Source organism: uncultured Clostridium sp. (genome assembly GCF_934754925.1).
GTDB lineage: Bacteria > Bacillota > Clostridia > Clostridiales > Clostridiaceae > Clostridium.
Window position 1 is genome coordinate 19,013 of sequence record NZ_CAKVJA010000022.1, and the last position, 22,413, is coordinate 41,425.

22 protein-coding genes are annotated in these 22,413 nt (G+C 26.1%); 18 read left to right on the forward strand and 4 right to left on the reverse strand.

The window, feature by feature from the left end; genetic code table 11:
* Positions 1-24: 24 nt before the first annotated feature.
* Both Q0G30_RS08565 and trxA read left to right on the forward strand, forming a co-directional pair.
* The gene (locus Q0G30_RS08565; RefSeq protein WP_294388901.1) at positions 25-321 is read left to right on the forward strand and encodes an HNH endonuclease; all 297 of its coding nucleotides are present in this window, start codon (positions 25-27) and stop codon (positions 319-321) included.
* 139 nt (positions 322-460) lie between these two features.
* Positions 461-766, forward strand: a complete 306-nt coding sequence (gene trxA / locus Q0G30_RS08570; RefSeq protein ID WP_294388903.1) for a thioredoxin — start codon at positions 461-463, stop codon at positions 764-766.
* A gap of 56 nt (positions 767-822) precedes the next feature.
* Here trxA and Q0G30_RS08575 read toward each other — a convergent pair whose 3' ends face one another.
* Together Q0G30_RS08575 and Q0G30_RS08580 are read right to left on the reverse strand one after the other, a co-directional pair.
* Positions 823-1,632 (reverse strand): TPM domain-containing protein, encoded by an 810-nt coding sequence (locus tag Q0G30_RS08575; RefSeq protein ID WP_294388905.1) that lies wholly within the window; start codon positions 1,630-1,632, stop codon positions 823-825.
* 5 nt (positions 1,633-1,637) lie between these two features.
* Positions 1,638-2,207 carry a LemA family protein gene (locus Q0G30_RS08580; protein ID WP_294388907.1) on the reverse strand — a complete coding sequence of 190 codons (570 nt, stop codon included), beginning with the start codon at positions 2,205-2,207 and terminating at the stop codon, positions 1,638-1,640.
* Positions 2,208-2,380: 173 nt separating this feature from the next.
* Here Q0G30_RS08580 and Q0G30_RS08585 point away from each other — a divergent pair, with 173 nt between their 5' ends.
* The 3 genes from Q0G30_RS08585 to Q0G30_RS08595 all read left to right on the forward strand — a co-directional run bounded on the left by Q0G30_RS08585 (position 2,381) and on the right by Q0G30_RS08595 (position 6,433).
* The gene (locus tag Q0G30_RS08585; protein WP_294388909.1) at positions 2,381-4,918 is read left to right on the forward strand and encodes a Helicase associated domain protein; all 2,538 of its coding nucleotides are present in this window, start codon (positions 2,381-2,383) and stop codon (positions 4,916-4,918) included.
* Positions 4,919-5,134: 216 nt separating this feature from the next.
* Positions 5,135-5,965: an aldo/keto reductase gene (locus Q0G30_RS08590; RefSeq protein ID WP_294388911.1), complete on the forward strand. Its 831-nt coding sequence runs from the start codon at positions 5,135-5,137 to the stop codon at positions 5,963-5,965.
* Positions 5,966-5,998: 33 nt separating this feature from the next.
* The gene (locus tag Q0G30_RS08595; RefSeq protein ID WP_294388913.1) at positions 5,999-6,433 is read left to right on the forward strand and encodes a hypothetical protein; all 435 of its coding nucleotides are present in this window, start codon (positions 5,999-6,001) and stop codon (positions 6,431-6,433) included.
* Between the two features lie 51 nt (positions 6,434-6,484).
* On the opposite strand, the gene Q0G30_RS08600 is transcribed toward Q0G30_RS08595, so the two are convergent.
* The gene (locus Q0G30_RS08600) at positions 6,485-6,718 is read right to left on the reverse strand and encodes a hypothetical protein (protein ID WP_294388915.1); all 234 of its coding nucleotides are present in this window, start codon (positions 6,716-6,718) and stop codon (positions 6,485-6,487) included.
* A 388-nt stretch (positions 6,719-7,106) separates the two neighbouring features.
* On the opposite strand from Q0G30_RS08600, the gene Q0G30_RS08605 reads away from it, so the two are divergent.
* Positions 7,107-7,775, forward strand: a complete 669-nt coding sequence (locus tag Q0G30_RS08605) for a response regulator transcription factor (RefSeq protein WP_294388918.1) — start codon at positions 7,107-7,109, stop codon at positions 7,773-7,775.
* On the forward strand, positions 7,759-9,273 hold the full coding sequence (locus Q0G30_RS08610; RefSeq protein ID WP_294388920.1) for a HAMP domain-containing sensor histidine kinase: 1,515 nt from the start codon (positions 7,759-7,761) through the stop codon (positions 9,271-9,273). The genes Q0G30_RS08605 and Q0G30_RS08610 overlap by 17 nt, the downstream gene beginning before the upstream one ends.
* Positions 9,274-9,307: 34 nt before the next feature.
* On the opposite strand, the gene Q0G30_RS08615 is transcribed toward Q0G30_RS08610, so the two are convergent.
* The gene (locus tag Q0G30_RS08615) at positions 9,308-10,456 is read right to left on the reverse strand and encodes a DEAD/DEAH box helicase (protein WP_294388922.1); all 1,149 of its coding nucleotides are present in this window, start codon (positions 10,454-10,456) and stop codon (positions 9,308-9,310) included.
* 366 nt (positions 10,457-10,822) lie between these two features.
* Between Q0G30_RS08615 and Q0G30_RS08620 the strand changes: the two genes are divergently transcribed.
* The 11 genes from Q0G30_RS08620 to Q0G30_RS08670 all read left to right on the forward strand — a co-directional run.
* Entirely contained in the window at positions 10,823-12,970 is a 2,148-nt protein-coding gene (locus tag Q0G30_RS08620) for a YhgE/Pip domain-containing protein (RefSeq protein ID WP_294388923.1), read from the forward strand.
* 273 nt (positions 12,971-13,243) lie between these two features.
* Complete coding sequence (locus Q0G30_RS08625) at positions 13,244-14,146, forward strand: 3'-5' exoribonuclease YhaM family protein (protein WP_294388943.1); 903 nt, start codon at positions 13,244-13,246, stop codon at positions 14,144-14,146.
* A gap of 88 nt (positions 14,147-14,234) precedes the next feature.
* Entirely contained in the window at positions 14,235-14,411 is a 177-nt protein-coding gene (locus Q0G30_RS08630; protein WP_294388926.1) for a hypothetical protein, read from the forward strand.
* A 154-nt stretch (positions 14,412-14,565) separates the two neighbouring features.
* Entirely contained in the window at positions 14,566-14,829 is a 264-nt protein-coding gene (locus Q0G30_RS08635; RefSeq protein WP_294388928.1) for a hypothetical protein, read from the forward strand.
* Between the two features lie 206 nt (positions 14,830-15,035).
* Positions 15,036-15,173 (forward strand): six-cysteine ranthipeptide SCIFF, encoded by a 138-nt coding sequence (scfA, locus tag Q0G30_RS08640; protein WP_003371542.1) that lies wholly within the window; start codon positions 15,036-15,038, stop codon positions 15,171-15,173.
* 138 nt (positions 15,174-15,311) lie between these two features.
* Entirely contained in the window at positions 15,312-16,664 is a 1,353-nt protein-coding gene (gene scfB, locus Q0G30_RS08645; RefSeq protein ID WP_294388929.1) for a thioether cross-link-forming SCIFF peptide maturase, read from the forward strand.
* A gap of 193 nt (positions 16,665-16,857) precedes the next feature.
* A complete protein-coding gene (locus Q0G30_RS08650) occupies positions 16,858-17,787 on the forward strand; it encodes a hypothetical protein (protein WP_294388931.1) in 930 nt (309 codons plus the stop codon).
* 356 nt (positions 17,788-18,143) lie between these two features.
* Positions 18,144-19,361 carry a pitrilysin family protein gene (locus Q0G30_RS08655; protein WP_294388933.1) on the forward strand — a complete coding sequence of 406 codons (1,218 nt, stop codon included), beginning with the start codon at positions 18,144-18,146 and terminating at the stop codon, positions 19,359-19,361.
* Positions 19,362-19,410: 49 nt separating this feature from the next.
* Positions 19,411-20,820, forward strand: coding sequence for an aminotransferase class I/II-fold pyridoxal phosphate-dependent enzyme (locus Q0G30_RS08660; protein WP_294388935.1), 1,410 nt, complete (start codon positions 19,411-19,413; stop codon positions 20,818-20,820).
* 80 nt (positions 20,821-20,900) lie between these two features.
* Positions 20,901-21,023 carry a hypothetical protein gene (locus tag Q0G30_RS08665; RefSeq protein WP_294388938.1) on the forward strand — a complete coding sequence of 41 codons (123 nt, stop codon included), beginning with the start codon at positions 20,901-20,903 and terminating at the stop codon, positions 21,021-21,023.
* A gap of 299 nt (positions 21,024-21,322) precedes the next feature.
* Positions 21,323-22,413, forward strand: a 1,091-nt coding sequence (locus Q0G30_RS08670; RefSeq protein ID WP_294388941.1) for an N-acetylmuramoyl-L-alanine amidase, incomplete at its 3' end; no start/stop codon positions are given.

The window sequence follows — 22,413 nt, forward strand, 5'->3', positions numbered from 1 at the left end:
TTTATTGATATGTAGGTGAAATAAGTGGAGGAATATATTTGTGAATTATGTAAACGTCAAGGGATTATTAAAATTACTGAGCATCATTTAGTACCTAAGGAGGTTGGAGGAGCAAAATTACCTGTGGCACTATTATGTCAAGATTGTCATAAGCAAATTCATGCTTTATATACTAATAAGGAGCTTGCAATGAGGTTAAACACATTACAAGCTTTAGAGAGAGATGAAAGAATTGCAAGATATTTAAGATATATTAGGAAACAACCTCCAACTAAGCATATAACTATAAAGAAATCACGAGCTTTAAGGAAAAAAGGCTAAAGTAAAGATTAAATGTGATAAAATCACATTTGGTTAATTTTAAGGGAAACAATGAATAGTTAAACGAATATAATTTTATTAAAGGCAGAAAAATAATTCTTAAGAATTGTCTTTTTATAAATTATAGGAGAGAACTACTATGAAAGTTATTAAAGAATCAGAATTCATTAATGAAATAAATGAAGGATTAGTACTGGTAGATTTCTATGCAGATTGGTGCGGACCATGTAAAATGCTTTCACCAATATTAGAAGAGATAAATGATGAAGATGAAAATGTAAAAATTATTAAAGTTAATATTGATGATTCAAGATTTTTAGCAAAATATTATCAAATACAATCAATACCTACATTAATATTATTAAGGAATGGCCAATTTTTGAACAAAATGATTGGATTTAGACCTAAGAAAATCATAAAAGAGTTAATAGAAAAGGGAAAATAAATAAATGAAAAAATAAAGTGCATCATAATTATATTTTGATACACTTTATTTTTTATTTACCAACTTCCTGATGAGCCACCACCATTAGATGAACCACCACCGAATCCTCCAAATCCGCCACCGGAGCCAGAACTACCTCCAAATCCGCCACCACCACCTCTTCTGCCATTAAAGAAGTTATTCCAAAACAGTAAATTTAATAGTGTTGACATAATACGGCCTCTATTAAAAAAAAGATCTAAAAAGACTAAGACTAAAAATCCAATTCCGAAAAAACCTAAATCTTTATTCTTAGAGGAGTTTGATTGTGTTTGAGAAGGTAATTCAATATCTAATGATTTATCTAATGTAACTCCATATTCTTCAGCAATATAATCACAAAGTTTACTATAGCTATTTAAAAGGCCTTCTCCATAATTTCCTTGGGAGAAACTTGGCTTAGCTAAAGACTCCATAACTCTATTACTTAAGGCATCAGGAATAGTACCTTCAAGTCCACGTCCTACTTCAACTCTGTAGCGCCTATCATTAATTGCTAATAATATAAGAAGTCCATTATCCTTATCACTTTCACCTATTCCCCAAGCTCTAAAAAGCTTATTGCTATAATCTTCAATGGGAATATTATTGGTAGAATCAATTACCACAATTATAGATTGAGCACCTGTTTTATCTTCTAATTCTTTACCTATTGAAACTATTTTTTCCTTATAGTTATTATTAATGGTATTAGTATAATCATTAATATATTTTAGATTAGTAGGATTAGGATAATTACTGCTAGCATTAGTTATGTAATATACACTGCATAATAGTAATAATAAAAATAAAGTAACAACTTTAAGATTACTTTTAAAATTTTTCATAATCTTTAACTTGAGAAGTTAACTTCAGGTACTTGTTGTGAACCTTCAGTAGCTTTATACAAAGGTCTCTCATCAAAACCAAATAATGATGCAACTATTTTTGTAGGAAAGCTTTTAAGTTTTGTATTATAGGTGGTAACAGCAGTGTTATAATCTTGCCTTGCTATAGCTATTCTATTTTCAGTACCTTCTAGCTGTATAGAAAGGTCTTGAAAGTTTTGATTTGATTTTAAGTTAGGATAATTTTCAACAACTAATAATAATCTTGAAAGAGCACCACTTAACTCGCTATCTGCATTAGCTTGTTCAGTAATATTATTAGCACCAGCCAATTTACTTCTTGCATCGGCAATTTCTGTGAATATATCTTTTTCTTGAGATGCATATCCTTTTACTGTGTTAACTAAATTTGGAATTAAGTCAGAGCGCCTCTGAAGTTGTGTATCAATATTTGATTCAGCAATATTAACATTTTGCTCTAATTTAACTAAATTGTTATAACTTGATATCATAGGAATCGCAATTATTATTAGTATAACAATAACTGCAATTAAAGATTTAACCCATGTTTTCATAGTTTCATCTCCTTTCTATTATTTAGTATGTGTATAAATTTAAAGTAATATAGGTTATATATATTAGTTTGAATTTTTTAATTATAGAAAAATATTTTAAAAGCTATATTTATCAATGATTATAATTTATAGTTAATATATAGTTAGTGACAATTAGGAGTAAGGCGAAGAAAATGGAAAATAGTAGAGATATATTAAATAAATTAAAAGAGTTAACATATGAGAAAAATATATATTTAATAAAAGATACACTTAATTCTATCCATAAGCTTATAAAAGGAAAAATATTTGAAGAGTACTTAGGATTCTTATTTGAGGGAAATGGATATATAGCAACTATAAATGGTGGTTCCCATGATGGTGGGGCAGATATAATACTATCTAGACCAGATAATCCTAACAAGACAGTTTGGATAATACAAGCTAAAAATACAATAAGACCTTTAGGTAATCCTGATATTATTGAAGAATTGCTAAAATTTGAGGAGGAAAGTAGTAAAAAGTATAGCTGTAAATACTTTATGATAGTTTCTTTAAATGGATATGTAGAAAATGCAAATATGTTTAATAAAACAAGTATGTCTTTAGAAGATTTTGAGTTTGTAGAGGAACTTATAAATAACTATAGAGAAAAAAATAATGTTGGAATATTGCTACCTGATTTAAAACCACATAATAGATACACATATAAAGAAGTTAAAGCTATTTTAGAAAATAATAATAGAGTAGCAGTTCCTAATGCAACAGGAACAGGAAAAAGTTTTATTATACTTCAACTTTTATTTGATTATAGATATAAGAAATCTATGGTTTTAGCACCTACTAATGAAATATTAGATAGATTAAAAATAATAGCACCTTGGAGTATTACTAAGTGTAAATTTTATACTTATAGTAAATTTTTCTCTTTGTATTCAAAGGGAAAGTTAGACAATATAGATGTTGATTTAGTTATTTTAGATGAAATGCATAGAGCTGGAGCCTTGAGTTGGGGAAAAGCTGTTAAATATGTATTACATGAAAATAATACTGCTAAAGTTGTAGGACTTTCAGCAACTCCAATTAGATTTTTAGATAATAATAGAGATATGATTAATGAACTGCTTTATGGAAATTCAACTACTCCAATAAGTCTTTCTGAAGCAATAGTTAGAAAAATTTTACCTATGCCTATTTATGTTTCTGCAATGTATGATTTAGACAAAGAAATTGATAAAAAGCTTAAGTTAATGAAGAAATTAAATATATCATTAGAAGATAAGAAAAGGTATATAGAAGAACTTAATATATATAAGAGCAAATGGGAGAAAGAAAGTAGGGTAGAATCTATAATAAAAAAGCATTTGCCTGATAATAAAAAATTAAAGTTTATAGTTTTTTGCGAAAATAATAAACATTTAAGAGAAATGAAAGATGAAGTTGTTAAGTGGTTTAAAAGTGCATTAAATGAGAATTTTAAAGTAAGCTCTTTTGTTATAACCTCAACTAATACAAAAAGTAAGGAAAATTTAGCAGCTTTTGAAAGTGAAAATAATGAAAATGAAGTAAAGTTACTTTTTGCTATAAGCAAACTTAATGAGGGTATACACATTAGTAATATAACTGGAATAGTCATGCTTAGAAATACTAAATCACCAAGTGTATATTATCAACAGCTAGGGCGTTGTCTTACAGCTGATGCAATAGATGAAAAACCAATTGTGTTTGATTTTGTAGACAATATAGATAATTTAGAACTTATTAATTTTAGAAAAAAATTAGAAGAAGCAAAGGTAATAAATAATCTTTATAGAAGACAAATAGGATTATATGATGAAGAGATTCGTCTTTCACTTTATGAAGAACATGAAGATGTAATTTCAGAGCTAAAAAATATAGAAAGAAAAATTACTTATAATTGGGATGAATCTTTTGAAAGTTTATTGAAGTTTAAAGAGGTTAATGGACATTTAAATGTACCTAAAGATGATGAGTATTCAAGGTTATATAGTTGGGTTAGCCTTCAAAGAACTCTTTATAATAAAAATATATTAAATGAAGAGTTTATCAATAAGCTTGATTCTATAGGATTTATTTGGAACATTAATATGTATAAGTATAAAGAAAATTATAGAAAATATGAAAAGCTAATTATTGACTCTCATGAAAAAGAAATAAATTATTACAAAATTTTAAATGAAAAATACTATATTCCTATATATAAACAAGAATCATTAATATCAGAGTATGAAGATGGATGTATTTTACCGGAAAAAGAATTTATTATGAGATGGTGGGACAAGCAAATAAAAGATTTTCAGAACAATAATTTAGATGAGGAAAGAAAAGCAATAATAATTAATGAATTTAGAGAAATATCTAGATTTCAGGAAAATAAATGGATTGTTAGTGTATATAAAATAATTAAATTTTACAATAAATTAAAGGAAATTTATGAAATAGATTGTTATTTAAATAAGATTGCTCCAGATAAGAAAAGATTTATAAGCTTTGTAGCATCAAAATATCATAGTAAAAAAATAATAGAAAACACTATAGAGAAGAATTTACCTGATTCTAGGAAGGGTAGAGAATTTAGACTTAATAATGAAGAAGGTAGAGCTAGAGAACTTATACGATCATTATTATTAGAAAATAAATTTAGTTTTGATGTAAAAGAATATATAGATGATATAAATTATATTTATTTTGAAGATATGATTAATATTTAAAAGATAATTTCATTATTAAGGGAAATTCATAAATCTATTTATATAATGAGTATCTACCATTAACTAAATTAAAGTTTGCAATATCCATTGTGAAAAAAATGTTGCAGATAGAAAGGAAAAAAAGCATTAAATAATACTTTAATTAATAAGTATTATAGTAGTGATAGATTATTAGAGAATAATATCTTAAATATGAGGTAAATGGAGATAGGGGTTATGGATAGCTATAAAGTTTTATTAAATGGTATTAGTATACCAAGTATTGGATTTGGAACTTATAAATTAGAAGATGAAAGTGAAACTATAGATGCTATTAAATATGCATTAAAGTTAGGATATAGATTTATAGATACATCATCCGTATATGGTAATGAGGAGTGGATAGGAAAAGGAATTAAAGAGAGTGGAGTTAAAAGAGAAGATATATTTTTGTCTACAAAGGTTTGGAATGATAGTCATGGATATGATAAAGCTATACGGTCATTTGAAGAATCTATGAGAAATTTAGATATTGATTACTTAGATTTATTATTAGTAAATTGGCCAACAAAACTTAATAGCGAAACTTGGAGAGCCTTTGAAAATCTTTATGAATTGGGTAAGGTTAGGGCTATTGGAGTATGTAATTTTAAAATAGGACATTTAGAAGAGTTAAGAAAAGCTGCTAAAATAATGCCTATGGTTAATCAAATTGAAGTACATCCATGCTTTTCTCAAAAAGAATTAGTTAATTACTGTAATAATTATAAGATACAAGTTATAGGATGGAGTCCAATTATGAAAGGACAATTATTAGAAGTTCCTTTAATGATGGACTTGGCTGAAAAATATAACAAAAGTATTGCCCAAATAGCCTTAAGATGGCATATACAAAAAGGTATTATTCCTATTCCAAAGTCATCACACTATGGAAGAATGAGTGATAATATTGATATATTTAATTTTGAGTTGTCCAAAGAAGATATTATAAAAATTGATAAGTTAGATAGAAATGAGACTGTATCATCTATTCCTAAAGACACAACATACAATAATTTTAGATGGTAAATATAAGAGTTTTGAGTAGAAGGTGAGTATTAAATGGAAATAACTAACTTTGTAACTGAAAATTTTCTTTCATCATTTGCAGGGACATTAGTTACCGTTGAATTAATAGTATTTACAACTAAGGAATTTCCACTTATTAAAAAAATACCTACAAAATTGTATACTTTTATTTTAGCGGTTATACATCTTTTTATTGTACAAATTATAATTGGAAAATCTGATATAACAATAGGATGTGTATACCTATTATTTGTAAATTCATTAATAGTAGAATTAATTTTATGTGGTGGATATGACACTTTAATGAGTAAACTTAAAAGTGTAAGAAAGTCTGCAAATCAATCAAAAGAAGATATTGGTGAAAAAAATAGTAAAAAAACTACAACTAATAGTAAATTTGCTAATAATAATGCTTCTGATAATGTTGTAGGGGTTTCAAAAACAAATACAAATTATATAGATAAATAAATATTTAAGATAAGTAAAAAGGTGATTATTTTTAAGTAATCACCTTTTTTATCAAGAATTCTTTTTTGATAATTTTTTACTTTTTCCAAGATATGAGCCAATTCCTAGACCAATAAATAGTAATATTATAGGGGCTAATGCTATCCAAAACATATTATCAGTTAATAAAAATCCTATAATTCCAATAAGTAGTCCAGTAATTAGACCAATAAGTGTACCGTATGATAAGTATTTTTCAGCTTTCTCATCTGCAAAAGTTTTTTTCTTTTTCTTTTTGTTACTCATTTATTACCTCCTAATAGAAAGAATTAATGGTTATATATAGAAATTATATAACAAAAATTTACATAATGTAAAGTTATATTAATTGTTAGTTTCATAAACGGCTTTAGATATTTGAGTAATTTTTTTTTCAGAATCTTCTAAGTTATAAGTATAAATTATTATTTTTTGTTTATAATATTCAATTTAATAGGATCTCCTTAGTTAGTATAAATACAAAAGTATTTTAGTATATAAACCTTAAAATAAACTTAAGAAATCAGCTAGGGAGAATACTCTATTACTTTATATTTCAAAAAATGAATATAAGAAACTGAAGTTTAAATGAATTCAATATGCAAAAGTAACTATTATGGTAAAATCAAATATATATAACTTATTGGAGGAAAATATGAGTTGCAAAATTTTGGTAGTAGAAGATGATAATCAAATACAAGAATTAATAGTAGAGTTTCTATCTTCACAAGATTATATAGTAGATACAGCAAATGATGGAGTAGAAGGATATGAAAAATTTAAGTCAGGAGAATATGATTTAGTAATTTTAGATGTAATGATGCCAAGACTTGATGGTCATTCATTATGTAAAATGATAAGAAATATAGATAAAGAAGTTTCAATTATATTTTTAACAGCACTAGGTGATGAGGAAAATGAAATAAAGGGATTTGATTTAAATGCAGATGATTATATAAGCAAACCATTTTCATTTAATATATTAATTAAAAGAGTAGAGGCTGTCTTAAGAAGAAAGAATAAAGAAAAATCTGAAGATGAAGTATTAAAATTTGAAGGCTTAAAACTTGATTTACAAACTTTTAAATCTTATATTGATGAGGAAGAAATAGAGTTAACTTTAAAGGAATTTAATATATTAAAGTTAATGATAAGTAGTTATCCAACAGTAGTGTCTAGAGAGAAGTTAATCGAGAAAATATGGGGATATGATTATTTTGGAGATACTAGAGTTATAGATGCACATATGAAAAATATAAGAAAGAAAATAAAGAAGGACTATATAAAAACTATTAAAGGTGTAGGATATGTTCTTGAAAAATAAGTGGAAAAATCTAAGTATAAAGAAAAAATTATTTATATGGAGTAGTTTAATAATAATATTAGCATTCACACTTCTATATATATGTATATATTTCTTTATGCCAAGAGTCTATGAGTTTTATAAAGTAAATAGTGTTAAAGCTGGAATTGAAGAATTAAAGCGTGAGTTAGGGGTTGATGAACATATAAATATAGATGAGTTATTAGATATCTTTTCTTATAATAATAATATAGATATTATTTTAGTAAGTAAGGATAATAATAATTCAATTAACGATATAATATATTCATCATTTAGGGAAGGAGCAAATTCACCTAATAATATACCTTTTTTATATAATAATAAGCAGTATGAAAGATTTCAAATGTTTAAAGATTATGCTTTTACCATAGATGAAAATTTAAATACTACACAATTTGTATATAAACTGATTAATAAAACTGGAAGTTTAAATATAGATGAAGCTGTTTATATAAAAAGTTTAAATAAAGTGTATCATATGATAGTACATTTTCCTATAAGTCCAGAAAATGAAGCAGTAGATAGCATTACTTTATTTTTTCCATTTGCTATTATTGCAATTATAATTATTGCTTTTACTATGTCTAGTTTCTATGCAATCTTAATAAGCAGACCTTTAATTAAGATAAATAAGGTTGCTAAGAATATGGCAAATTTAGATTTTGATAATATTATTGAGATAAATGGTGAGGATGAAATAGGTGAATTATCAAATAGTTTAAATTTAATGAATAAAAATTTAAAAGAGTCATTCGATAAATTAGAAAGAATGAATTCACAGCTTACAGAAGAAATAGAAATGGAAAGAAAATTAGAAAAGGAAAGAAGAGAGTTTATTGCAACAATTTCTCATGAATTAAAATCTCCTATTACTATAATTAATGGTCAGCTAGAAGGTATGATTTATAATATTGGAAAGTATAAAGATAGAGATAAATATTTAAAAGAATCTTATGGTGTTATACAAAAAATGAGTGAATTAGTACAGGAGATATTACATTTAAGCGAAAGGGAAAATGGTGAGTTTAAATATAATTTTGTAAATGTAAATATAAGTAGAATTACTAATATTATAATTAGTGAATTAAAATATTTTATTGATGAAAAGAATTTAACCTTAAAAGTTAATATTAAGGAAGATGTTTTTATAACTGCAGATGAAAAGCTAATAAAAAAAGTAATTACTAATATAGTTAAAAATGCTATTACTCATTCACCTTTCAATGAGAAAATTATTATAAATTTAAGTAGCTATGAATTAACTGTTGAAAATACGGGTATAACAATTCCTAGTGATCAAATTGGTAATATATTTAATGCTTTCTATAGAGTTGATAAATCTAGAAATAGAAAAACTGGAGGAACTGGATTAGGACTTTATATAGTAAAAACTATATTAGATAAACATGAAAATATTAGTTATAAGATTCTTTGTAAAGAAAATTCGGTAGTATTTAAAATGATGTTTAAAAAATAGATAATACAAAGCGTATTATCTATTTTTTTGATATTTAAAATTTAACTGGTATTAAGTTTCCGCCATATAATTTCATTTCTGTAAATTTAATTTTAAAGGCTTTTTGGTATGATTTTATAGATTCTAAATCACGTTTTGTACCTATACAAATTGAAGAACCAGAAAGGTTTCCACGTGCTGTTCTTCCTGCTCTATGTAAGTATTCATCAGGATTTTCAGGAAAATCCATACTTATAATATGAGTTACTTCAGGAATATCTAACCCTCTAGCAGATACATCAGAAGAAACTAGTACATTAAATTTACCATTTCTAAAAGCTTCAATTGATCTTTGTCTTTGTTCCTTTGAAGCATTTCCGTATATAGCTGTAGATTTAACCTTATGATAATCTAATTTTTCATTAATATTTTGAAGCTCTGTACTATTATTAATAAAAACTATAGCTCTTTCAGGAGTTTCAGCTGCTAATAATTTTCTTAAAGTTTCAAATCTATCTCTAAATTCACAAGTAATATACATATGAGAAATATTTGGATTTAAAACAGATTTAGATTGTGATTTTACTATATGAACTTCTTTAACTAATGATTTAGAAATTTCTAAAGCTGTATTATTCATACTTGCAGAGAAGAACATAAGTTGTCTATCTCTCATAGTAGCTTTAATTATATCTTTTATTATTGTAGATTTATTTTTAGCTAATAAACTATCAGCTTCATCCATAACTATAGTTTTTATAGTATGAGCAGTTATTTTTTTCTTTTTTATTAAATCAAGAACTCTTCCAGATGAACCTACTATTATGTGAGGTTTTACTTCTTTAAGCTTTTTGATTTGTTTTTCAATATTAGATTCACCCATTATAGTAAGTGAAGTTACATTCATATTTGAATTTTTTGCAAGTAATTTTATTTGTGCATCTATTTGCATAACTAACTCGTGTGTTGGAGCAAGTATAATAGCCTGCATTTCTTTTTTTTCTGTATTTATTTTTTGAAAAATAGGACATATGTAAGCTAAGGTTTTTCCACTACCAGTATGTGCTTCAGCAATGATATCTAGGTTTTCTAATGCTTTTGGAATAGTTAGGCTTTGTACTTCAGTTGGAGAAGTGATTCCTTGAAGCTTTAAACCTTCTATTATATTTGAATTTAAATTAAGTTCAGTAAATGACATATTCATTATTTTCTCCTCAGTATTTTTTATTATCTATATTAGTATACACTAAAAATAATTTTAGTATAGAAATTTGTATATATAAATTTAAGATTATTATTAAACTAATAAATTTAAATAGTATATTAATTTAAAAAAAAGTAAAAAACAATACTGGAGTAAAGAAGAAAAAGTTAATAAAGTGTTAATATGATGTTTAAAAAATATTAAAAATTTTTTTGTAATGCATAGGGAAAACGTTGTGATTTGTAGAAAATTAATGATTAATAATGAAAAGGGCAAAAAAATAGCAGAAAACTAAAACTTGAATTTTAGTACCAAAGTGCTAAAATGGATTCTATTAGTAAGTAAAGGTCAAAGGAGTAAAAGGAAATGAAAGGCACATTTGAAATTTTTAGAAGAGATTTGAAGAATATCTTTAAAAATTATGGGGCAATTATTGTTGTTTTAGCATTATGTATTTTACCTTCATTATATGCTTGGTTTAATATCAAAGCATCTTGGGATCCATATGCACAATCAGCAACAAGCGGTATAAAAATAGGGGTTGTTAATAATGATAAAGGAGCTACTTTAAATGGGAAAGAGGTCAATTTAGGAAATGACGTTGTAGATGGGCTCAAAGATAATAAACAAATGGGATGGCAATTTGTTAGTGAAGAAGAAGCAACTGAAATGGTTGAAGAGGGAAAGTATTATGCAATGATTACTATTCCTGAAGATTTTTCAAAAAACTTAACATCAATTGTTACTCAAGATATTCAAAAAGCAAATATAATTTATACAGTAAATGAAAAAATAAATGCAATAGCACCTAAGCTTACTGATAAAGGGGCAAGTGCAATACAAGAAAATGTAAGCAAAGCAGTAGTTTCTAATGTAAGTGACACAATATTTAAATTAGGAAAAGAAATAGGAATAGAACTCGAAAATCAAATTCCTAAGATTGGTACAATTTACAATTCATTAGTAGAAATACAAAGTCATTTTGGAAATATAAATGATATAGTTAATTTAGCAGGTGATGGAGCAGGGCAACTTAAAACACTAGTAAATGAAGTTCAACAGGATATTCCTAAAATAAAAGAAACTATTGAAAATGCACAGAATTTAAGTGGCGAAGTTAAAGACTTTTTAAGTTCTTCAAAACAAAGCTTAAATAATATAGCACCTGTAATTAAAAATGATATTAAATTAGTAAATGAAATAGCTAATGATGTTTCTAAATATACAAGTGCAGTAATAGATGCAATAAATGCAGGTTCAGAATATGCTCCAGCAATGGTAGATAGTTTAATTGATAAGTTAAGCAGCATAAATAATAGTGCAGAATCATTAATAAGTATCCTTAAAACAATGAATAAATTTAATCCAGGAAAATTTGATGATATAATAAGTAATTTACAGGAAGTAAATACTAAGGTTAGTGCAGCTATAAATGCTTTAAATACAGTAAAGGATAGTTTAGCTAATGGCCAAAAACCAGATTTAACTTTATTAAATAATGTTTTATCATTTGCAAATGATATTAGCAGTATATCAGGAGATTTATATAACAACTTTGATTCTAATATAGCAGCAAAGATAAATGGTATTTTTGATCAGGCATATACAACAGCTGATAATGCAGCATCTGTATTAAGTGCAGCAGGCGAAAAGTTACCACAAGTTTCTAACTTATTAAATACTGTTTATGAAGGTGCAGATAAGGGCATTGAAGGAATTCAATTTGTTAAAGAAAAACTTCCAGAAGCTGAAAATATGGTTAATGAGTTAGTTAATAAGGTTGGAAGTATTAATAATAGTGAAGATTTACAAGAAATCGTTGATTTATTAAAGACTGATGTTCAAACAAGAAGTGATTTCTTAGCTGACCCAGTAAACATAACAGAGAATAGGTTATTCCCAATGGGTAACTATGGTACAGGAATGACACCATTCTATACAGTATTATCATTATGGGTAGGATTATTATTATTGTCTTCAATGTTAAGAGTAGAAGCTAAAGGTGAATATTCAGCTACATCACAATATTTTGGAAAAATGTTGTTATTTATGAGTATAGCTATAATTCAAGCTATAATAGTTGCTCTAGGAGATTTATATATATTAAAGATATATTGTGTAAATCCATTATTGTTTGTATTAGGTAGTGTATTTACAAGTATCATATTTACATTAATTTTATATTCTCTATGTTCTGTTTTTGGAAATATAGGTAAAGTTTTAGGAATTGTATTGTTAGTAATTCAAATTGGTGGTTCTGGAGGAACATTCCCTATTCAGTTAACACCTAAATTCTTCCAAGTAATTAATCCGTTTTTACCATTTACTTATGCTATTTCCTTTGCAAGGGAAGCAATTGGTGGTGTTGTTCAAAGTGTATTAATTAAGGATATAATAGTACTTTCAATATATGGAGTAATATTTATACTTATTTCATTATTCCTTAAGAAGCCAATAAATAAATTAACACATGGTTTCACAGAAAGTTTTGAAAAGAGTGGAATTGGAGAATAAGTTTAATAGTAATTAGATATTAATTTAAAGGAGTATTTAAAGTTTAAAAGGTATTTAAACTTTAAATACTCCTTATTATTTTATAAATAAGTTTTATTGTTATTTCTTTAGTTGAAGTTAGTATTATTAAATAATCAAATAAGGATGTTTTTAGATTTATTACAGTATATATTTAAGGAAAGTTTTTTTATAAAGTGAAAGTAATTATTAAAATATTTTAATATTCTTTAGGTTAAACTAAATTATAATATTTGTGGTCTTTGGAGGAAATAGATAATGAAGAAAGATGTATTTTTAGCAAATGTTAAAAATGGAAGTGAAATAAAAACATCATTAATGGTTATGAGAGTGATTTTTAGAGATACTACTAAGGTAGTATGTATTTTAGCTGATAAAACTGGAGAAATAAAAGCAACTATACAAAATAAAGCAGGAGATATTGTTGAGGGCAAGGTTATTGAAATAGAGGGTAAAAAGGATGTTAATCTAGAAGTTAAAAAATATGAATTTATAGATGAATATAATTCTATAGATTATCTACCTACAGTTAAAAGAGATATAGAAGACATTATGGCTGAAATAGAATTATATACAGAAGAATATATAATATCTAGAGAGGGAAAGGCACTAAATGATTACTTTTTTAAGAATAAAGATTTTTTAGAGAAGTTTAAAAGGGGAATCGGAGGCGTTTCTATGCATCATAATTACATAGGAGGATTAGCAGAGCATACATTAGGAGTTATGTATTTAACTATTATGCTTTGTGAAAGGTATGAGTGTAGAAATAAGGAGATTGCAATTCTTGCGGCAAAGCTTCATGATATAGGTAAAATATATGAACTATGTTATGATGGACCTTTTAAATATACACTTAGGGGAGAGATGGAAGGCCATATAGTAATTGGTACAGAAATGCTTGATAAAGCATTTAATGATAATCCAGGGTTTTATTCAGAGGATTTTATGATTAGAATGAAAGGGTGCATAGTACAACATCATGGAAAACTTGAATATGGTTCACCAAGAGAAATGAGGATGGAGGAGTCATTTATTCTTAATTCTGCAGATTCTATAGATGCAACTATGAACAAAATCTCTCAAATAAAGGAGAAAACAGAAGCTGGAAATTGGTCAGAATATGATAGAAGAATTGAAACAAGGTTATACTTATAAGTAGATTTTAATCTGGAGATGTAAATTTACAGGTTATACATAAGATGAATGTGTTTTAACTAATATAAGCAAGGGAGGAGAAGTCAATATGAATAAATTTAAGGATAAGTTAATTGAAGAGGATATATTTGTAGAAAGTGAAAGTAGTAACACTTCTATTGTAAATGTTGAAGATATAGTTAAATTTCATAATAGAAATAATTTTAATGATATGAAGAATAGTATAGATATAGAAAGAGATATTTTTACTAAAAATAATGAATAGTATTATTATTGAGCATAGGGTTAATAATAAATAACTTTTATTAAAAAATTTATAGACTTAAAATTTGTAATATATAATAAAAGTTTGTTCAATTTGTAAATTGACTAAAGCAATTAATCTGTATATAATTTTTTATAATAGTGAGGTGAAAAATATGAATATAAAAAATAATAAAAAATTGATTTTCGGCGCATTATCGGCAGTTGTAGCCTCGGTTGCAGCAGGGGTTTTAGTAAAAAATAATATGGATAAAAAGTCTAAAAGTGATAATGAAGAAGATAAAAAGAATAAAAAAGAAAAGAAGAGTAAGAATGTATATTATACAGTACATTTAAATGATATTTATAGTTCATATGATGATAAAACCTTATCAGAAGACGATATGATAAACGAAATAAAAAAAGAGACTTCTTTATAAAATAAAGCGGCATTTACATTAATAGTAAATGCTGTTTTGCTTTATTTAAAGATAAAATTTAATAATAAGTAATAATATAAATGTTTTTTTTATATATATTTTAATGTAAAGGTAACGCAGTAAGGTAATAGAAAATAAATACTTTATTACCATGGTAAACTGTGCTATAATTACGAATGTTATATTTGAAATAGGGAGGATTCGACATGAAACACATAAAAACGATCAACAAAACAAACATCAAAAACAGCTTATGCAAACCAGGATGTAAGGAATGTGCAAACTCATGCCAATCAGCTTGCAAAACTTCTTGCACAGTTGCTAACTTAGAGTGTGAAAACTAATTAAAGACAAGCAGTAACTTTAAGAAAAGTTGCTGCTTAACTTTATATTTAGTAGAAGTTGACTTATCAAATTGACATTAGAAATAAATAAGATATGTTTCAAGATATATGGGAAAATAATTCTAGGAGGAAAGTGAAATGGCTTTAATACACAAATTTAAACAGGGAGATAATTTCTTTGTTCTAGACGTTAATACAGGAGCTGTACATATTGTAGATGAATTAGTTTATGATTTAGTAGATGATAATAAACTAAGAGATAAAGAAGAACTTATAGAAGAGTTTGGAGCTAAATATGGTGAAGAAACTATATCAGAAGCTTATGAAGAGCTATTAGAGCTTATTGATGAAGATATTTTATATTCAAGAGATCAATACGAAGATATAGCACATTCATCAATGGATGATAGAGATTATATTAAGGCGGTATGTTTAAATATAATTCATGGATGTAATTTAAGATGTAAATATTGTTTTGCAGATGAGGGTGAATACAATGGACACAAGGGAGTAATGTCTGTTGAAACAGCTAAAAAAGCAATAGATTATGTAGTTAAGAGAAGTGGGCCAAGAAGAAACATTGAAATTGATTTATTTGGTGGAGAACCAACAATGATCATGGACAAGGTTAAAGAAATAATAGCTTATGCTAGAGAAAATGAAAAGGCTTGGAAAAAGAACATTAGATTTACTATGACTACTAATGCTACTCTTTTAACTGAAGAAATGATGGATTTCATGGATAAAGAGATGGGGAATATAATTCTTTCATTAGATGGTAGAAAAGAAGTTAATGATAATGTAAGAATTAAAGTAGATGGAAGTGGATCTTATGACGATATACTTCCAAATATTAAGAGAATGATTGAAAAGAGAGATAAGTCTAAGCATTACTATGTAAGAGGAACATTCACAGGAGCTAATACGGACTTCTATGAAGATGTTAAGGCTATGGTAAATGAAGGTTTTAGAGAAATTTCAATCGAACCAGTAGTTTTAGAAAAGGGACACTTCTTAGAACTTAAGGAAGAACATCTACCAGAGATATTTGAAAACTACGATAAGCTATATAATGAAATGGCTAGAAGAAAGAAAGAAGGCGATGAATTCAATTTCTATCACTTTAATATTGATTTAAATGGTGGACCTTGTGTTTATAAGAGAATTTCTGGATGTGGTGCAGGATTTGAGTATGTTGCAATAACTCCACAAGGAGAAGTTTACCCATGTCATCAATTTGTAGGTAAGGAAGAATTTAAGCTAGGAAGCATTTATGACGATACTTATGATGCTGAGTTAGGTAAGAAGTTTAAGAAGGCTCACATATATAACAAGCCAAAATGTAGAGAATGTTGGGCAAGATTCTACTGTAGTGGTGGATGTCAAGCAAATAACTTTGCATTTAATGGAGATATGAATATTCCTTATGAAATAGGATGCAAAATGCAAAAGAAGAGAATTGAATGTGCAATAGCACTTAAAGCTGAATAAATATAGATAAATAGCAAGAACAAGAGAGTATCTCTGTTCTCGCTATTTTTTTATAATTTTAAGTAAAATTTATATAAAATAAAACTTTAAATATAAATATTGTAAGTTAAGATTTTAGAAGAAGTTACAAAACGTAAATAAAATGGTTTATTACTATAGATGTAAGTTAAAAATTACAAATGGTGATGTAATTATGATTAATGTCTATAAAATTTTAATGAATAATAAATCTAATAATAGAGATATAAAAAAATCAAATAGTAGTTGTCAAAAGCATAATAAGAACAACAAAAATCTATGTCCATATTGTAATGAAGATAAAGTTATTAAGTATGGTTTTTATAATGGAATTCAAAGATATAAATGTAAGAATGAGGATTGTGGAAGAACATTTAATAATGATATAAATAATCCCTTTAGATATTCTAAAAAATTTAACCATATGTGGAAAAAATATTTTGAAGTTTTTCTTGAGGGGGTATCTTTAAGGGAATGTGCCATTAGGATGAATATTACATTAGTAACGGCATTTTTCTGGAGGCATAGATTTTTACATGATTTGTGTGAAAAAAGTTATATTGAAAAAATAGGTTCATACGTTGAATTAACAAAATTAGTTCTGAATGAGAATTTTAAGGGTGATAGAAAATATCATAAAGAAAAAAGAGATAAGATTATCATAGTGAATGCAATAAATGATTATATAGATATTCTTCCAATCTTTGCTGCTAGAAATTTTATTGGACTTTTTGATATAAGAGATAATATTATTCCTAGGTTAGATAGAAAGGCTTATGTTGTAGGGCATTTAGATGGTAGATTAAAAGTTTTTGCTAATGGCTTTAATGAAATTAATAAGATTAAACTAAAGGATAATAAAAGTTTGAATATAGATATAGCATATTCAAATAAAATCAAGATATGGCTTAGTAAATTTAATGGAGTAGCTAGTAAATATTTAGAACATTACTTGAGGTGGAGAGCTTTTGAGTATAAAAATAATATAGAATATAAAAAAGATAATCTGGTTCTAGAAAGAATAAATTTTAAAGTTAATTGTAAAGCTGAAATAAATACATATATATCTTGGAAGAAAATAAAGGAAAAGGTACTACCTATATAATTGTATAAGAGTGAATAAGCGTTTTATAGATGTTATAATATTATAAGGCGATTATCAGTTTTGATAATGGCTTATTTTTGTTTAATAAAATTTGAAATAATCGAATTTAAGGAAAGTAATTTAAATATATAAATGATGGACTTACCATTTAATATAGTAAGAGGTAATAATAAATAATTAATTATATTTAATAATGTTATATAAAATTGTTGGTAACAACATTTTTATATAACAAGATATTATATAAGGCTATAGATGATTATAACTTTGGATTAGATATAAAAGTATAATATAAAAAACAATCAAGAATAATAAAAAAACAAAAAATGATATAATAAAAAAGAGGTGATACATAAATGAAGAATTTTACTTTTGATAATGGATTAAAATTTATTTATAAAAAGAGTAATAGTGAGTTAAGTTCAATATGTATATCATTAGATGCAGGAGCAGCGCATGATGGTGACAGATTAGGAATAGCACATATAACTGAACACATGGTATATAAAGGAACAGAGACAAGAAGTGAAAAAGAAATAAACACAGAATTAAGTAGTATATTTGGTTTCCAAAATGCGATGACAAATTATCCTTATGTTGTTTTTTATGGCACTTTATTGAGTGAAGATTTAAAGAAAGGATTAGATTTATTTTCAGATATTCTTTTATCTCCAGTATTTACTGAAGAAGGATTTAATGAAGAGCTTGAAATAATAAAGCAAGAACTTAAGGAATGGGATGAAGACTTAGAGCAATTTACAGAAGATAAGCTTTATTATAATTGTATGGAGAATAGAAGAATTAAGTATCCCATTATAGGTACTAAGGAATCATTAAATAGTGTGACAATAGATGATGCAATAGACTTTTTTAATGACTATTATTGCGCTAATAATGCAACTATTACTATTATTTCAAATTTAGAGTTTGAAGAAGTAAAAGATATGGTAGAAGAGTATTTTATAGATTGGAGAAGTGAGAAACTACCTGAAATAGAAAAGTCTATTATTATTCCAAAGGGTGGAGTATTTATAGATAAAAAGGAAGAGATTAATAGTTCTAAAATTCAAATTATCTTCCCTATTGATGATTTAAATCAATGGGAAATAAAAGCATTAAGAATTTTTAATCAATATTTTGGAGAAGGAGTAAATTCTATTCTGTTTGATACATTAAGAACAAAAAATGCTTTGGTTTATGATGTATTAACAAGAGTAGCTAATGAAGAATATATAAAGGTTTATAAAATTACTTATAGTACTGCACATGAAAATGTAGAAAAGTCTATAGAAATAATAAAAGAATTGATAAAAAATATTAATAAATATAAATCTATATTACAGAAGAGTGATATTGAAGCTTTAATAAAGAGTTTTAGATTAAAAAGATTATTTGCAAATGAGCAAAGTGTAAGATTAGCAATGGGAATAGCTACATATGATACTATGTTTGGAGATGGAATGTTATATATTGATGAAACTGAAAATTTAGATAAGATACCTATAGATTATATTATTGATACAGCTAATAAGGTGTTGAAAAATATGACAGTTCAAGTAATAAGTAATAAATAGTTAAGTGATTTTAGGAAAGATTAAATGAATATATTAAGAAGAGGAATATATGAGTAAAAGAGTACCGTTACTAGAGGAAGTTTTAAAGTATAAGAAAGAAAATAACCTTATCTTTTCAATGCCGGGAAATAAAAGTGGAATTGGATTTTTAAGAGATAATATAGGTGAAGAATTTGTAAACAATATGGGATTCTTAGATATTACAGAAGTAGATCCGTTAGATAATCTTCACTGTCCAGAAGGTGTCATAAAAGAAGCACAAGAATTACTAGCAAAAACTTACGATGTTAAAAAAGCGTATTTTGTTGTTAATGGTAGTACCGCTGGAAATTTAGCTTCTATATTTGATGCTTTTAATGAGGGTGATGAAGTTTTAGTAGAGAGAAATTGCCATAAATCAGTTTATAATGGTCTTATTTTAAGAAAATTAAAGGTTAGGTATATTGAACCTGTAATTCATGAGGATAATGGTATATTTTTACCACCAACAGAAAAAGAAATATATAAAGCTATAGATAGCTGCAAAAATGCAAAGGGAATAATATTAACTTATCCTAATTACTTTGGAATTGGTTATGAGATATTTGAAACTTTAATAGAATTAAAGAAAAGAGGATTGAAAATAATTATAGATGGAGCTCATGGAGCACATTATGGAATAAGTGAAAAATTACCTAAATCTATAGTAAAATATGCAGATTATATAGTTTTAAGCGCACATAAGACATTACCAAGTCTAACTCAAGGTTCATATCTTTTAATAAATAATGATAATAATGTTGATTTTTATTTAAAAGCATTTATGACTACATCACCATCATACTTAATAATGTCATCATTAGATTATTCAAGATATTATTTAGATAATTATGGGAAAAAAGATTATGATAAATTAATAGATTTAGCAAATAAATGGAGTATAAAAATAAATAAGCTAAATAAAGTAAGTATTTTAAATGAGAGAGACTTACCTGATAGATATACTTTAGATTCAAGTAGATATATATTGATATTATCAAAGGGTTATAGTGGACATAAGTTATTAGATTATTTAAGAAGTATGAATATACAATGTGAAATGAGCTTTGCAAGTGGAGTAGTTTTAATTTTATCACCATTTAATTTAGAAAAGGATTTTGAAAAAATATATAATTCGCTAAAAAAATTAGATTTATCATCAATAGTAGATACTCAATATCAAAATTATTATAGTGTAATTCCTAAAAAGGTATTAGAGCCATATGAGGTATTTACTATGGAATTTGAATATGTAAATATTTATGAAAGTGTAGGGAGAATTTCAAAGGAGGCATTAATTCCATATCCACCTGGAATTCCATTAGTTTGTGCTGGTGAAGCTATATCAAAAGATGCAATTGATATTATAAGTGGATATATTAGAAATAATAAAACAGTAATGGGATTAGAAGGAGAATTAGTTAAAGTAATAAAAAAATAGAAATATAGTAGTGAGTTTAAATGAATACATATAGTTAAATCTTCAAAAACTATAATGTATCATTTAAAGGAGCTGAAAATATGGATTATAAAGTTGCAGATATAAATAAAGAGGAAATAAAGGCTATAAAGAAAGCTGAAGAGTTAGTCAAATCAGAGACAGGCAAAGAATTTGTAATGATTGCTTGGGAAAAAATTAAATAGTGTAAAGAATAAAAATCACAATATAGTTTTTTATATTGTGATTTTTATTCTTTATATTACTATATTTGCAGATTAAATAGTAAAAACAATGATTTTAATTTAAATTATGCCAAAGTTTTTATTAAAACTTGGTTTATTTTGCCGTAAAATTATGTATAATGTAATATAGAACGCTTATTTTTAAATAGATAATAAGTATAGCATGTATAAACTTAAGCTGATTAAGTTTTGAGTTTAAGTCAAGTTCCATTGAGAAAATTAAAAGTTAAAATCTCACTTATACGTAAATAGAAAGAAAGGTGATTAATATTAATAAGTTAAAGATATTAAGTTTATTGATACTTTCAGGGATGTTAATAACTCCTTCTAGCATAGTACAAGCAGAGGAAATTTATAATGTATCAGAAAGCGACTTAATTAAATTGCTAGAAAAATATAAAAATGAAGAAGTTGTATTGGAAGATGGTTTAGTTTTAACAGTTGGTGAAGCTATAAATTTACCAATAAATGAAGGCTGGACTAGTTATAATGAAAATGTAGTAGAAATAATCGATGGAGAATTAGTAGGAAAAGCTATTGGTAGTACATTTATATCTCAACAAACGGATGATACAGTATATATTTTAGAAGTATGTATAACAGATCAAGGAATATCAACAGCTAGTTATTCAAGAAGTATAATTAAAAATGTTGATAGAGATTATTATAAAGTATTTATAGATCCAGGACATGGTGGGTACGATAATGGTGCAGTACAAAATGGAGTGCTTGAAGATGAGATAAATCTACAAATATCACAAAAAATAGAGGCTAAGTTAAAAGCAAAAGGTGTACAAGTAAAAATGAGTAGATATGATGATACATATCTATCATTAACTCAGAGAAGTAGAATGGCAAACAATTGGGGATCGGACATATTTGTTTCTATACATCAAAATTCTGCAACAAGCTCTAGTGCTAATGGAATAGAAACTTATTATTACTCATCAAGACAAGATAGTAGGGAGTTAGCAACTGAAATACAAAATGACTTAATAAAAGCAACTAATGCTGTTAATAGAGGTGTTAAAACTGCTAATTATTCAGTAATTCAAACTGCAAGAATGTCTTCTAATTTAGTTGAGTGTGGATTTATATCAAATCCAACCGAAGCTAAGAATTTGAGCTCAAGTAGCTATCAAGATAAAGTTGCAGAAGGTATTGTTAATGGAATAATGGAATATTTACAAATGAATGTTATATTAAATAATAGCAATACTAATAGTGGAAGCTCAAGCAGCACTGGAAGCTCAAGTAGTAGCAGTACTACAACTCAAAGCGGAACAGTAAAAGTAAATGGTGGACTAAATGTAAGAAGTGGAGCAGGAACAGGCTATTCAGTAATAGGATC

Bases quoted from the DNA above. Each gene is read 5' to 3' on its own strand.
- trxA (WP_294388903.1), top strand. From the start codon at position 461: ATGAAAGTTATTAAAGAATCAGAATTCATTAATGAAATAAATGAAGGA.
- Q0G30_RS08575 (WP_294388905.1), bottom strand. From the start codon at position 1,632: ATGAAAAATTTTAAAAGTAATCTTAAAGTTGTTACTTTATTTTTATTA.
- Q0G30_RS08580 (WP_294388907.1), bottom strand. From the start codon at position 2,207: ATGAAAACATGGGTTAAATCTTTAATTGCAGTTATTGTTATACTAATA.
- Q0G30_RS08585 (WP_294388909.1), top strand. From the start codon at position 2,381: ATGGAAAATAGTAGAGATATATTAAATAAATTAAAAGAGTTAACATAT.
- Q0G30_RS08590 (WP_294388911.1), top strand. From the start codon at position 5,135: ATGGATAGCTATAAAGTTTTATTAAATGGTATTAGTATACCAAGTATT.
- Q0G30_RS08595 (WP_294388913.1), top strand. From the start codon at position 5,999: ATGGAAATAACTAACTTTGTAACTGAAAATTTTCTTTCATCATTTGCA.
- Q0G30_RS08600 (WP_294388915.1), bottom strand. From the start codon at position 6,718: ATGAGTAACAAAAAGAAAAAGAAAAAAACTTTTGCAGATGAGAAAGCT.
- Q0G30_RS08605 (WP_294388918.1), top strand. From the start codon at position 7,107: ATGAGTTGCAAAATTTTGGTAGTAGAAGATGATAATCAAATACAAGAA.
- Q0G30_RS08610 (WP_294388920.1), top strand. From the start codon at position 7,759: ATGTTCTTGAAAAATAAGTGGAAAAATCTAAGTATAAAGAAAAAATTA.
- Q0G30_RS08615 (WP_294388922.1), bottom strand. From the start codon at position 10,456: ATGAATATGTCATTTACTGAACTTAATTTAAATTCAAATATAATAGAA.
- Q0G30_RS08620 (WP_294388923.1), top strand. From the start codon at position 10,823: ATGAAAGGCACATTTGAAATTTTTAGAAGAGATTTGAAGAATATCTTT.
- Q0G30_RS08630 (WP_294388926.1), top strand. From the start codon at position 14,235: ATGAATAAATTTAAGGATAAGTTAATTGAAGAGGATATATTTGTAGAA.
- Q0G30_RS08635 (WP_294388928.1), top strand. From the start codon at position 14,566: ATGAATATAAAAAATAATAAAAAATTGATTTTCGGCGCATTATCGGCA.
- scfA (WP_003371542.1), top strand. From the start codon at position 15,036: ATGAAACACATAAAAACGATCAACAAAACAAACATCAAAAACAGCTTA.
- scfB (WP_294388929.1), top strand. From the start codon at position 15,312: ATGGCTTTAATACACAAATTTAAACAGGGAGATAATTTCTTTGTTCTA.
- Q0G30_RS08650 (WP_294388931.1), top strand. From the start codon at position 16,858: ATGATTAATGTCTATAAAATTTTAATGAATAATAAATCTAATAATAGA.
- Q0G30_RS08655 (WP_294388933.1), top strand. From the start codon at position 18,144: ATGAAGAATTTTACTTTTGATAATGGATTAAAATTTATTTATAAAAAG.
- Q0G30_RS08660 (WP_294388935.1), top strand. From the start codon at position 19,411: ATGAGTAAAAGAGTACCGTTACTAGAGGAAGTTTTAAAGTATAAGAAA.
- Q0G30_RS08665 (WP_294388938.1), top strand. From the start codon at position 20,901: ATGGATTATAAAGTTGCAGATATAAATAAAGAGGAAATAAAGGCTATA.